Here is a 12,467-nt window from a genome sequence, read left to right as displayed (position 1 = left end):
AAACCCGGACGCAGCGCGCTTTTTTCCAGCGCTGCCGCGTCCAAGAAAGCATCTTTAATGTCTGAATCTTTTGCCGCCCTGTTTGAAGAGTCGCTCCAGCGCACCGAAATGCGCTCTGGCGAAGTCATCACCGCCGAAGTCGTGCGCGTGGAGCACAACTTCGTGGTCGTGAACGCCGGTTTGAAGTCAGAGGCCTACGTGCCCATTGACGAATTCAAGAACGACCAGGGCGAAGTTGAAGTGCAGCCGGGCGATTTCGTCTCGGTAGCCATCGGTTCCATCGAAAACGGCTATGGCGACACCATCCTCAGCCGCGACACCGCCAAGCGCCTGGCCTCCTGGCTGGCGCTGGAACAGGCGCTTGAATCGGGCGACTTCGTCACCGGCACCACCACGGGCAAGGTCAAGGGCGGCCTTACCGTCATGGTCAATGGCATCCGCGCCTTCCTGCCCGGCTCGCTGATTGACACGCGCCCCACCAAGGACCTCACTCCGTATGAAAACAAGACGATGGAGTTCAAGGTCATCAAGCTCGACCGCAAACGCAACAACGTGGTGCTCAGCCGCCGCGCCGTGGTGGAAGCCAGCATGGGCGAAGACCGTGCCAAGCTGCTCGAAACCCTGAAGGAAGGCGCCATCGTGCAAGGCGTGGTCAAGAACATCACCGAATACGGCGCGTTCGTTGACCTGGGCGGCATTGACGGCCTGCTGCACATCACCGACATGGCCTGGCGCCGCGTGCGCCACCCCAGCGAAGTGGTGCAGGCCGGCCAGGAAATCACCGCCAAGATTCTCAAGTTCGACACCGAGAAAAACCGCGTCTCGCTGGGCATCAAGCAAATGGGCGACGACCCGTGGCTGGGCGTGGCGCGCCGCTACCCCGCCGGCACCCGCATGTTTGGCCGCGTGACCAACATTGCCGACTACGGCGCGTTCGTGGAGCTGGAGCCGGGCATCGAGGGCCTGGTTCACGTCTCCGAAATGGACTGGACCAACAAGAACGTGGCGCCCGGCAAGGTGGTCAGCCTGGGCGAAGAAGCCGAAGTCATGGTGCTTGAAATCGACGAAGACAAGCGCCGCATCAGCCTGGGCATGAAGCAGTGCAAGCCCAACCCCTGGCAGGAATTCGCGCAGAACACCAAGCGCGGCGACCGTGTCAAAGGCCCTGTCAAGTCCATCACCGACTTTGGCGTGTTCGTTGGCTTGTCTTCCGGCATTGATGGTCTTGTGCACCTGTCCGACCTTTCCTGGAACGAGCCGGGCGAAACCGCCGTGCGCAACTACAAGAAAGGCCAGGAAGTGGAAGCCATCGTGCTGGCCGTGGACGTGGAGCGCGAGCGCATCTCCCTGGGCATCAAGCAGCTTGACCAGGACCCCTTCACCACCTTCGTTTCCGTGAACGAAAAAGGCCAGACCGTCACCGGCAAGGTCAAGAGCGTGGACGCCAAGGGCGCTGAAATCGAACTGGGCGAAGACGTGACCGGCTACTTGCGCGCCAGCGAAATCAGCCGCGACCGCGTGGACGACGCCACCACCGTGCTGAAAGTGGGCGACGAAGTCACCGCCGTGGTGACCAACATCGACCGCAAGAATCGCAGCATCCAGCTGTCCGTCAAGGCCAAGGACGCGGCCGACCAGCAGGAAGCCCTGGCCAGCCTGAACCAGGACGCAGGCCACGCCGGCACCACCAGCCTGGGCGCCCTGCTGCGCGCCAAGCTCGACAGCGACAAGTCCTGACCAGCCCGGACCGCTGCCCCGCCGCCGCCTGCTGGCGCCGCCGTGCCCTCCGGGCGTGGCAGCTGCCCAGGCGGCGGTTTTCCATTCAGACATGCCGCCAACAACAACCAGAAAAACGCCACCATGACCCGCTCCGATCTTGTTGAACTGCTGGCCGAGCGCTTTCCCCGGCTCACCCAGAAAGACGCGGATGCCGCCGCTCGCGCCTTGCTGCAAGCCATGAGCGATGCCCTGGAACAGGGCCAGCGCATCGAAATCCGCGGCTTTGGCAGCTTTGGCGTGACGCGCCGCAACCCGCGCCTGGGCCGCAACCCCCGCACTGGTCAGAGCGTTGCCATTCCCGAACGCCGGGTGCCCCACTTCAAGCCCGGCAAAGCTCTGCGCGACGCAGTGGATGCCAGCCGCTCCTGATTGCCGGGTTTTCAAAACCCGCCTTCAAATCAAGCCAAGCACTTAACCAAGCGCCGAATGCAGGCAATCTTGACGGCTGCATTCAGCTGGGTGTCACACGCTGACCTCATCTGCCTCTGCCCAGTTGGGCAGTTGGGCCAAAGTCCTCTTCTCCAGCGCTTGTTAGTACCCTGGAGCCATGCGCCGCTCATGGCGTTTGATCACGTGCGTTCCAGTTGAACATTGCCATACCCGCACGCATCGCCGCCATTGGCAAGATGGCCCGCAAGCGTTCAAGGCGCATGAACAGATTGGTCTGCAACGCCCTGACTTCCCCTGTTTTTGGATGCGGGCTGAATGCACCATGTCGCGCTAACGTCGGCGGTAGAAATAGCTTAGTTTTTAATGGTAATAACCAATGATACAGCGGCCTTGTTTAAATGACGAAGAAAGATTTCCGGAAGCCTGGAAATAATTTCGCCCAAATCCTTGTCTAAACTCGCCGTCATTGATGGCTTTGATTTTATACAGGCAAGAAAAATAGAAAATCGCACTGCAAAGCACTGGTTCGCAATGGCGATCAGCAATACCAACGCCTAATCAGCAAATAAACAACAACGCTCTCGTATCTCATCAGCCTTGCCGACTTTGCCCGCCAAAATCTCGCGCGCAGCCGACGGCGTAATGACATCATAAGACACCCGCTCCACCTTCATCTCCGGCCGTGTAAAACAGGCGTGATCGCCCTAAATGTGTAGGCGAGTTTGGTTGATTTGGTTCTCCTTTTTGTACACACGCCCCTTCACAAAGAAGGGGCGGATTAGCTGACTAATCTAACCACTTTAGTTTCAATCCACGCACGGTTAAGTGTAAAAAGCCTTCAGACGATATTGGTTAATTTAATCAATAACTTCAATTTTAAACATCTCTTCTTGCAGCCCATTGTGTATGCTCACGGCTAAAAGCATTTTCGGCATCTCCTACAAATTTGGAAAAATCATCTTCACTATCTATTGTTGCTAATTGCTCATTAATAAATCCTATTTCATGAGCAGCAAGAGCATATGAAGCAGATAGTTCGGTAAATCGTTTCGCTTGCATCCAGCTTAAAATACTTGCCGCTAGTGCAATAAACACATCTACGGGTAAATAGATAGGGTTGATTTCAACAGCTTTTAGTATCGCAAGTACCACTCCAATGGAATTGGCAACAATTAAGCCACAGAAAAAATAATTTGCCCTTTTCTTATTAAAAAAAGCTTTTTTGGCATACCAATCCCTCTGATCTCTTATTCTCTTCTCACAGTAATTGTTTTTACGATTATCTAGAGACGAAGATCGCATTTCTTGCATCATACTTGTGAATTGCTCTTGATTAGAATAATCTGTCAATTTACTACAAACATCATGATTTTGGTCAAGAATTGTTTTTAATGATTGTTTAAAATTATTCTTAGCTATCGCATCTTCAGTTTGGAAAGGTTCTGCTCTACAAACATAGCGCCAAGTAATGGTTTTTACTGACTCGACAACCGCCCGACCTGCATACCAATAACGATCTGGTCTAACTCCGCATAGATAAACAGAACAACCTAATGCAGCTATAAGAACCAATAACTGCAAAACATATACCCATTTATCAGTAATGTTAATAGCCGACAAAACAGCCGCCGCGACAAGTACAACTAAATGAACCTTCAATATGCGAAAAAAATGCTTTTGTGAATCCAACGATAACTTATCCGCCGAACGGTACAAAGCAGGAAAATCTTGTTCTTTCATTGATACTTCCTAAATTTCATAGCCTAACTCTTGATATACAAAATCCTTGTAGCATCAATTTCCATTATCATGTATTTGATAATTATCTAAAGCATAAGCGATAATTTGGGGTGAAAATAGTGCAAAGATAGCACCAACATCCTGAATGATTTTAGGATAAGTATTTGGATTCATATAACGAGAGCCGTCAAGATTGACGCCGATGATCCGGCAGCTTTTCCCAAGGCTACTTCTAATTCCCAACGTACATACTTATATTAGGTTTGCATCTTGCCCAATTAAAGAAATAAAAGTTCCGGCCATATTGATGCGATCTCTATATTTCTTTTTAGGGGCTTAGGAAGCAAGCATGTGTTCAACGCACGCCAACTTCCCGAAATGCCAAGCAAAAACAGGTCCAGCCGTCATTCAAAAATCAGTGAAGCCAGGTTTCGATATCTTTTGCGCCTGTTTGCCATGGACTTGACCGCTACGGATGCCGCGCAGCTATGTGGCTTGTCCGTGCGCTCGGTCAATGCGCTGTACACCAGCGTATGCGTGTCCGCTTGGCTCGGCAGTGCGCCGCTCAGTCTCCTTTCTCAGGCGAGCTTGAGGCCGATGAGTCCTCTTTCGGCCCCCAGCGTATCCGGGGCAAACGTGGGCGTGGCGCGGGTGGCAAAACCATCGTCTTTGGTCTGCTCAAGCAAGGCGACTGTGTCTTACCGAGATCATTGCCGATGCCTCCAAAGCCACGCTGCAAGCCATTATTCGGGGCAAAGTTGGATCCCAACAGCATCATCCACACCGACGGTTGGTGAGGCTGCGACAGGTTGGTTGATTTGGGTTTGGACAAGCACTTTCGGGTCAATCACGGCAGCAACGAATTCGTCAAGGGCTGTAGACACACGTTAACGGCATCGAGTCTTTTTGGAGCCATGCCAAACATCGGCTGGCGCAGTTTCATGGCGTGCGACGTGACAAGTTCGCGTTGCATCTCAAGGAGTCTGAGTTGCGTTTCAATCACCGTCATCTTGATCTCTACAAGACACTGCTTGAATTGCTCAGGAATGAGCCTCTGTGAAGCGTTTGCTTTCTAAGCCCCCTTTTTAATATATGCTTCATCTTCAGAACTAATCTCCCGAGATAACTGGCAATTAACAAAATTAAAATCTATATTTTCATGCTCTTTCCAGGCACACATAAGCCGATAATAATGAATATCTTTGCTACCGAAACCAACAAATGTTCTAGGTAAACCCATTTGTTACTCCTGCCATTTAGCGTAATTGCGAATGGCTTGAATAATTGATTCAGTATTCCAATGAATATCTTCAATTGAATTATCAGAAACAACCTTAGAAATTCGTTCTTGTCCACGAGGAATGATTCCCACAATAGGGATGCCTAACTCTTTTGCCGTTTCTATTTCCCAACTCATCCATTCACTATGGCTTGCATAGATCCCGGCAAGAGCAAGAAGAATATTTGAATTTCTTATTAACTCTCTCAATCGTCGCTTAATATAAATTTCATTCTTAGAATTTATAGGGTTATCTTTAGTAACCTCTTGTGAATCATGGTAAAAATACCCTCGTTTATTTAACAGGCTATGAAGATTAATAAGGTCATCCGAATGATCCCAAGAATGACTAACAAAAACACTATACACCTTGACCATAATCATTTTCTCCATTAATTATCTATTGCTGTTTAGCTACCATCTATCCAAGCAACTCTAATAACTTTGCCGATACATTAATCTCGCACCTATCAAAATCAACTTCTAAAGAAGTTAAATTAAGAACTGACCTCAAAACACCAAACTCTCTCTTCAAAATTCCGTATCCTCCCAACTCACCCCCGCCACTCCATCATACAAATCCAACCCAATCAGCATATAAAACTTCTTGCCAAAGTTTTTTCGTTAATCGGTTCAATACGCCCTGCTTTATACAAAGCGGCGAGAGCTTTTTCGAGGATTTGGACGGTGTAGGGATGCAGTTCGCGTAGCAGCCCGCCAATGTGGTCGGCGTGGCGCGGAATGTCGATGAAGCGTCCAGCCTCATCATGGAACGGAATGATGAGCTGCCGCGTATGCCCCTCGATTATACAGAAATTATCGGCGATGGTTTGGAATGGGAAATCTAGGTTTCGTCCGGCGTTGCGGTACATTTGCAGGATTTGTTGTGATCCAGTTCTTCGCCTTCTAGGTCGTAAAGCTCTTTAAAAGGGGCGGCGGCTTGGGTGGCGAGTTCGGGCGGAGCTTTCCATTTATCTTCGGGCGCGAATATCCATACCAAAGCTGTTTTCAGACGGCCTTTTGCCTTCGCGGTTGCAACGTCCGACGGCTTGAGCGACGCTATCCAAGCCTGCTTCGACGCACATCATCAGCGGAAAATCCACATCAACACTGGCTTCGATGAGAGAGGTGACGATAACACGGCAGGGTTCGCCGTTTTTCAAACGGCTATCGGATGTCGTCGAACTGCTGACTGCGGTGTTTGGCGCGCATTAAGGCAGTCAGGTGGAACGTGCCGTCAAGGTGTTTGGCTTGGTCGTACAGGCTGCGGGCATGGCAGCGGTTGTGACGATGGCGAGCATTTGCGGGTGTTCGCCGAGTTGGGCGAGCAGGTCGGCATCGGTTTGCGTGCCGATGTGTTGCTCGGTGGTGCGGCGCAGTTTGTCGAAAAGTGCGGTCGGTTTTAGGGCTATTTTGCGAACATTTTCAAAGCCTCGATAGAAGCCGTTTTCGGCTTGCACGGCAGGCTGGGTGGCGGTGCACATGACGACAGAACAGCGGTAGTTCTGCGCCAATTCTTTGATGGCTTGCATGAGGGGCAGCGCAAAATTGAGCGGCAGCATTTGCGCTTCGTCGAAAATAATGACGGGGCCTGCGATGTTGTGCAGTTTGCGGCAGCGCGGGAAGATGCTGGCAAAAAAGGGTTCAAAGAATTGCACGGCGGTGGTAACGACGATCGGCGCGTTCCAGTTTTCCGAAGCAAGGCGCAGTTTGTCTTTGGTGGCTTCGCCTTGCAGTTTGCCGTCGTCGAAGGCTCTGTGGTGTTCCAACACGGCTTGTTCACCCAATTCGCCAAAAGCTTTACGGAACTTGGCGGCGTTTTATTCGATGATGCCGGTGAACGAAATGACGTAAATCACGCGTCGCATATCGTGCCGTTTAGCGTGTTCCAGCGCGAACGCCATGGAAGTGAAGGTTTTGCCGCTGCAGGCAAGGACGGTGAGCGTAAACAGTCCTTGCGGTTGTGCGGCTTGATTGACGGCAATGATCGGGAATTTCGCTACACAGGCGGTTTAAGACGGCGTTGCGTTTTTCGGCTTCGGTTTGTTGCGGGGCTTGGGCGATACGTCGTCCGAAAGCGTTGATGAATTGATTGAAATTTTGTTGTAGGGCGTTTAGATCAGGATGGTCACCGCGTTCAACTGCCTTGTTTTCTAGACTTGAGTAAAAGGCTTTTGTGGCGAGGTAATCGGCATCAGCCGAGCAAAAATAGAGTATTCGGGTAAAAAATGCGTAGGAAAATAAGGATGGTGGGCATCGGCTTTAAGTGGCGGTGCGCGCAAGGTTTCAGGCAAGCTGATTTCCTGCCGCCAGCTTGCTGATGGCGTTTTTTCCCCAGCGTTCGAAAGCGATTTTTGCACCGGCGGCGGCGTGATCGATTGGTTGGGCGCCATCATGCAGCCGCTCATCAAATTCAGGCGTGTATTTACCCAGGTCACGCAGTTGCCCCGTGCAAGAGGCTATTTCTCTTGCCCCGAAAATTTCGGCAAATTTCCCGTCATTTCGCCAACACGGAGTACGTGGCTTTGCATGGTTTGCCGGTTGGCCGTGGGCTGCTGAATGAACGGAATAGAGGCGCCGCGCTGTATCAGAGATGCCTGTGTGCTGACATGGCCTGCATGATGAATTTCCCTATGCGCGGCAGTGGCTGACAGCGCTTGAGCGCTATTTATTAGCTCTCTTATTCATAGCATGACGTCCTAGTGAAACGGGCGCAAATGCCGTTTTGTGCCTATTAGATTTGCTCTTCTTTTTGGTTCGCCCCGGCGAGGGACGCCTGCTTGCTGGCGTTCACTCGACCAGCGCCTGTTGCTGGAGTGCGGTGAGTTCGGCGACGCCTTGGGCGGCGAGAGCGAGGAGGGCGTCCATTTCGGATCGTGTGAAGGGGGCGCCTTCGGCGGCGCCCTGGATTTCGACGTAGCGGCCGTCGGCGGTCATGATGACGTTCATGTCGGTGTCGCAGGCGGAGTCTTCAGCGTAGTCGAGATCCAGTCTGGGCTGGCCGCCGACGATGCCCACGGAGACAGCGGCCACTGATTGGCGGATGGGGCTGGCGGCGATGAGGCCGCGTTCCAGCAGCCAGGCGGCAGCGTCGTGCGCGGCGATGAAGGCGCCGGTGATGCTGGCGCAGCGGGTGCCGCCGTCGGCCTGGAGCACGTCGCAGTCCAGGCGCAAGGTGCGCTCGCCCAGCGCTTTGAGGTCGAAGACGGCGCGCAGGGCGCGGCCGATGAGGCGCTGGATTTCCTGGGTGCGGCCGCTTTGCTTGCCCTTAGCAGCTTCGCGCTCACCCCGGGTGTGGGTGGCGCGGGGGAGCATGCCGTATTCGGCGGTGACCCAGCCTTCGCCGCTGCCGCGTTTGTGGACGGGAATTTTTTCTTCAATGGAGGCGGTGCACAGAACCTGGGTGTGCCCCATTTCAATCAGGACGGAGCCTTCGGCGTAGCGGGTGTAGCGGCGGGTGATGCGCACGGGGCGCAGGGCGTTGAGGGGGCGGTTCTGACGGATGGGCGGGGTGTTCATGGCAGGAAGGTCTGCGAAGGTGGATGGAGCTGCGCGAGGGGCGGCTTTTTCAGCCGTTTTGCCTGTTTTGCATTAGGGAGATAAGGGCATCAGGGACGCTGAAATGAAGAAGGTGAAAAGGAGTTTTGCGCCTTTTCTCATCAGGCCGCCATGCGGCTGCTGCCTGCACCGGTGCCGCCTGGCGTTGCGGCTTGTTGTTCAGCCGCGTTTCTGAATGCGTGTTTTCAGCGCATGAGCCTATGAGTTGATGCCCTGTTTTCAAGTACGGATGCTTTTACTTTGCCGCTGCCGCTGCCTGGAGAGCGGCCAAGGCTTGAAGCAACGCGGCTTCATCTTCCACAGGCTCTAGCGAAGCATGCAGTGAAGGCAGTGCGGCCGCGCCTTCGGTTTGCAGGCGGCGCACGGCTTGCCCTGCTTTGCGGGGCGCGATGAAGCTGCGGCTTTGCAGCAGCACGCGGCCGCCTGCGCCAGTGAGCTTGAAATAAAACAGTCCGTCTGCTTCACGGTACTGCTTGAATTGCGGCAGGGCGGTTGCGGCGGGAGCCGGCTTGTCGGGCAGCGTGGACACAGTCATGTCTAGCGAGGCCAGGCCCACGGCGCGGCGCAGGGTGTGCATGAAGGGGGTGGCCTGCGCGCGGGCTTTGGCGGCCCCTGCTTGCAAGGCGGCTTCTACTTCTTCAGGGTGCGCCATCAGGTGCTGGTAGCGCGCGCGCATGGGGGCGATTTCGGCATTGATGCGTTCGAATAGCTGCTGCTTGGCGTCGCCCCAGGCAATGCCGCTGGCGAAAGCCTTGGCGAAAGCCTTGGTTTCGGCGGGTGTGGCAAAGGCGCGGTAGAGCGCGAAGATGGCTGAATCTTCTGTGGACTTGGCCTGGCCGGGCGCGCGCGAGTCGGTGACGATGCCCATGATGGCCTTGCGCAGTTCTTCCTGCGGGGCAAAGAGGGGGATGGTGTTGTTGTAGCTCTTGCTCATCTTGCGGCCATCCAGACCGGGCAGCAGGGCCACGTGCTCATCAACCATGGCTTCAGGCGCGGTGAGGTGCTCGCCGTAGAGGTGATTGAAGCTGGCGGCAATGTCGCGCGCCATTTCAATGTGCTGGATCTGATCGCGCCCCACGGGCACCTTGCGGGCGCTGAACATAAGGATGTCGGCAGCCATCAGCACGGGGTACATGAACAGGCCCGCCGTTACGCCGTCGTCCAGCTCGCGGCCTGCGGCCTCGTTCTGGTCTTGCGCGGCCTTGTAGGCATGAGCGCGGTTGAGCAGGCCTTTGCCCGTCACACAGGTCAGCAGCCAGCACAGCTCCGGGATTTCAGGGATATCGCTTTGGCGATAGAAAGTCACTTGCTCCGCGTCCAGCCCGGCGGCCAGCCAGCAGGCGGCAATTTCCAGCGTACTGCGCTGAATGCGCGCAGGCTCATCGCATTTGATGAGCGCGTGGTAGTCGGCCAGAAAGTAAAAGCTTTGCGTATCCGCCTGGCGGCTGGCATGGATGGCGGGGCGGATGGCGCCCACGTAGTTGCCCAGGTGCGGCGTGCCCGTGGTGGTAATGCCAGTGAGAATGCGGGTGGGAGTGTGTGAGGCGGGAGTCATGATTCGACAGGTGTTCGGTTCAGCGGAAAAAAGGCGATAGCAGCATCTCAATCAACCAGTAAGTTGCGCCCATGATGGGCCGCATCCAGAGCCAGTCGAGCACATCCATCAAGATCAGTCCCATCACGATGAAAAAGCCGAAAGGCTCCACACGCGCCAGCGTCAGTGCGGCCTGCGGTGGCAGCGCCCCGGCTAGCACGCGCCCGCCATCAAGCGGCGGTAGCGGAAACAAGTTCAGCGCCAGTAAAGCCACGTTGGTGGTCATGCCGATCTGGGCCATGAGCACAAGAAACGGCTCCATTACGCTCCCTGCACGCAAGCCCAACAGCATGGCGGCCCACAGCAACGCCATGACGAAATTGGACGCAGGCCCGGCCAGTGCAACCCAAGCCATGTCTGTTTTGGGATTGCGCAGATTGCGAGCGATGACCGGCACGGGCCTGGCATAGCCAAAAACGAAAGCGCCGCTGGTCGCGAAATACAACAGCAGCGGCATGAGCACAGTGCCAAAGAGGTCAATGTGCTTGAGCGGATTGAGCGTAAGCCGCCCCATCATGGCGGCCGTGTGGTCGCCAAAGTGGCGCGCCGCATAGCCATGTGCCGCCTCATGCACTGTAATGGCGAACAGCACGGGCAGCGCGCCAGCGGCAATAACTTGTATTAATTGGTTGATGTCCACAGCAAAGAATTGTCTCAAACAGATATAAAGAAAACAGGCTGCTCGTCCGCCACATCTGCGGTGCACCGCAGATGTGGCCCGCATCGCCTGCTTCAAGTTCGGGCGGCCGTTTTTTGTGCCGGACGGCTGAAACAGGCGCGCTTGAGTAAAACAGCCGAATTGCATGACACTGGCGGCTTCATCGCCAGCGTGTATGCGGCAGGGAAAGCTGCTGCCTTGGAACAGGCTGGTTTGGCATTACTGTTTTTATCGTTCAGCCCGTGTAGAAACTCTCGCCTAAATTCGTGTGTGGCTTATTTGTAGATGCTGAATTTCGCCGGGCGGCAGGCGCAGAGTTGCTCTTGGAAGAGGAGCGAGAATAGAGGAGTGAAAAAGAGTCTGCCGCCTAAGAAACAAGCGCAAGATGCTATTGAAACAAGGACGTGAATCTGCCCAGTTTGTGCTTTCAGAACCTGTTCGAAGTCTGTCCGTGTACACAAAAAGTGTGGGGTCTGGCGCGCAGCTTTCCTTGGAGCTGTTGCTTGCAATTGCAAAGAAAGCGGTAAACAGTGAATGGGTCATTCTCAATGCTTTTTGCTAAGGCTACGGCGCATCGTCATCATCCTTGTAGCGGTTTGTTCGCATTTCGATGCTTAAAGTTACATATACATAACAATCTCATGTGCTTCCTACGACCAACCGCTGTACCCTTGCAGCTTCACATTGCTTGACCGTTGCTATAACCGGCTTTTACGTCAATTAGTGCACGCACTGTCGTTTGAGAGAGGCTCGCCATGAGCGCTACCGCCACTACTTCCTCTGCCCAATCCGCATCTTGCTCCGCTTCCGCTTCCGCTGACGCTCGCAACTCTTGTGATGCCCAAAATGTTCATGATGTCCGCAGCGCCCATGCATCTAGCCGCGTCAGTCCCAAAATGCAGCGTGATTTTGATGAAGCCTTGTTGAGAGCACGACTGCATCCCGGCGTGGAAGATGAAGAGATAGGCTCTTCTGGTGCGCAGCTTTCTGATCAGCCGGCTCCTGCTCCCCTGCCTTGGGCTGAGAAGTTGCCTTCAACGCTGTCACAAGCTCCTTTATCAGGCTTGCAAACATTTCGAGGTGAAGTAACAGCTGTCTCCGCTGGAGAGGCTATGACAGGCGCGGGCGCGCCGGTGGTTGCCACGCAGCAGCAAGCCATTACGGCGCAGTCCATTACGCCGTCTTCTCCCGCGCTATTGCAGCAGCATCAGGGAGCGGTGCAGTCTATGGCTATTAATGGACAGGGACAGCAATGGCAGTTGCAGTTGCCTTTGGCTGGTGCCACTTCTGGTGCTCTGGGCTTGCGGCTGACTCAGTCGGGCGCAGGTGAATGGCAGGTGCGCCTGCATGCCAGCGCCAGCCTGCGCCAGCAGTTACAGCCGCATATTGGACGTCTGCGTCAGCAGCTGAGTCAGTGTGGCGGCCGCCTGGAGGAAGACTTGGGATCTGAAGAGGAAGCCTGATTTCCA

Annotated in this window: 13 protein-coding genes and 2 pseudogenes; 5 read left to right on the top strand and 10 right to left on the bottom strand. The window is 54.5% G+C overall.

The genetic code is table 11. The annotated features are described in order from the left end of the window. Window positions 1-57: 57 nt before the first annotated feature. Window positions 58-1,737 (top strand): 30S ribosomal protein S1, encoded by a 1,680-nt coding sequence (gene rpsA / locus ADJ79_RS03100; protein ID WP_050714740.1) that lies wholly within the window; start codon window positions 58-60, stop codon window positions 1,735-1,737. A 42-nt stretch (window positions 1,738-1,779) separates the two neighbouring features. Beyond that, window positions 1,780-2,148: an integration host factor subunit beta gene (locus ADJ79_RS03095; protein WP_256381506.1), complete on the top strand. Its 369-nt coding sequence runs from the start codon at window positions 1,780-1,782 to the stop codon at window positions 2,146-2,148. A gap of 632 nt (window positions 2,149-2,780) precedes the next feature. Here the strand turns inward: ADJ79_RS03095 and cas5 are convergent. Continuing rightward, window positions 2,781-2,900: pseudogene (gene cas5 / locus ADJ79_RS13010) on the bottom strand (CRISPR-associated protein Cas5); the annotation flags it as partial. A 145-nt stretch (window positions 2,901-3,045) separates the two neighbouring features. Next, complete coding sequence (locus ADJ79_RS13005) at window positions 3,046-3,909, bottom strand: DUF4231 domain-containing protein (RefSeq protein ID WP_082202858.1); 864 nt, start codon at window positions 3,907-3,909, stop codon at window positions 3,046-3,048. Window positions 3,910-4,287: 378 nt separating this feature from the next. Here ADJ79_RS13005 and ADJ79_RS13000 point away from each other — a divergent pair. Beyond that, window positions 4,288-4,969 (top strand): annotated as a pseudogene (locus tag ADJ79_RS13000) (IS1595 family transposase). Window positions 4,970-5,152: 183 nt separating this feature from the next. Here ADJ79_RS13000 and ADJ79_RS12995 read toward each other — a convergent pair. From ADJ79_RS12995 to ADJ79_RS15125, 4 genes are all read right to left on the bottom strand, one after another. Then, window positions 5,153-5,581 carry a TIR domain-containing protein gene (locus ADJ79_RS12995; protein WP_216597150.1) on the bottom strand — a complete coding sequence of 143 codons (429 nt, stop codon included), beginning with the start codon at window positions 5,579-5,581 and terminating at the stop codon, window positions 5,153-5,155. Between the two features lie 197 nt (window positions 5,582-5,778). After that, the gene (locus ADJ79_RS15135) at window positions 5,779-6,060 is read right to left on the bottom strand and encodes a hypothetical protein (protein WP_216597149.1); all 282 of its coding nucleotides are present in this window, start codon (window positions 6,058-6,060) and stop codon (window positions 5,779-5,781) included. Between the two features lie 99 nt (window positions 6,061-6,159). Further along, window positions 6,160-6,351, bottom strand: a complete 192-nt coding sequence (locus ADJ79_RS15130; protein ID WP_216597148.1) for a hypothetical protein — start codon at window positions 6,349-6,351, stop codon at window positions 6,160-6,162. Window positions 6,352-6,408: 57 nt separating this feature from the next. Further along, entirely contained in the window at window positions 6,409-6,975 is a 567-nt protein-coding gene (locus tag ADJ79_RS15125) for a hypothetical protein (RefSeq protein WP_216597147.1), read from the bottom strand. Here ADJ79_RS15125 and ADJ79_RS15120 point away from each other — a divergent pair. Next, window positions 6,964-7,272 carry a hypothetical protein gene (locus ADJ79_RS15120; RefSeq protein WP_216597146.1) on the top strand — a complete coding sequence of 103 codons (309 nt, stop codon included), beginning with the start codon at window positions 6,964-6,966 and terminating at the stop codon, window positions 7,270-7,272. The genes ADJ79_RS15125 and ADJ79_RS15120 overlap by 12 nt on opposite strands. A 69-nt stretch (window positions 7,273-7,341) precedes the next feature. Here the strand turns inward: ADJ79_RS15120 and ADJ79_RS15115 are convergent, their stop codons facing one another. The 4 genes from ADJ79_RS15115 to ADJ79_RS03075 all read right to left on the bottom strand — a co-directional run bounded on the left by ADJ79_RS15115 (window position 7,342) and on the right by ADJ79_RS03075 (window position 10,980). After that, window positions 7,342-7,584, bottom strand: a complete 243-nt coding sequence (locus ADJ79_RS15115) for a hypothetical protein (protein ID WP_156303995.1) — start codon at window positions 7,582-7,584, stop codon at window positions 7,342-7,344. A gap of 394 nt (window positions 7,585-7,978) precedes the next feature. After that, on the bottom strand, window positions 7,979-8,707 hold the full coding sequence (gene rph, locus ADJ79_RS03085; protein ID WP_050714738.1) for a ribonuclease PH: 729 nt from the start codon (window positions 8,705-8,707) through the stop codon (window positions 7,979-7,981). Window positions 8,708-8,981: 274 nt separating this feature from the next. Beyond that, window positions 8,982-10,301: a tryptophan--tRNA ligase gene (locus ADJ79_RS03080; protein WP_050714737.1), complete on the bottom strand. Its 1,320-nt coding sequence runs from the start codon at window positions 10,299-10,301 to the stop codon at window positions 8,982-8,984. A 19-nt stretch (window positions 10,302-10,320) separates the two neighbouring features. Beyond that, entirely contained in the window at window positions 10,321-10,980 is a 660-nt protein-coding gene (locus tag ADJ79_RS03075) for a site-2 protease family protein (RefSeq protein ID WP_050714736.1), read from the bottom strand. A gap of 773 nt (window positions 10,981-11,753) precedes the next feature. Between ADJ79_RS03075 and ADJ79_RS13925 the strand changes: the two genes are divergently transcribed. Next, entirely contained in the window at window positions 11,754-12,461 is a 708-nt protein-coding gene (locus ADJ79_RS13925; protein WP_156303994.1) for a hypothetical protein, read from the top strand. Window positions 12,462-12,467 lie beyond the last annotated feature (6 nt).

The organism is Ottowia sp. oral taxon 894 (assembly GCF_001262075.1).
In the GTDB taxonomy this organism is placed as follows: Bacteria; Pseudomonadota; Gammaproteobacteria; order Burkholderiales; family Burkholderiaceae_C; genus Ottowia; species Ottowia massiliensis.
This window is presented reverse-complemented; position numbering and strand designations above follow the sequence as displayed.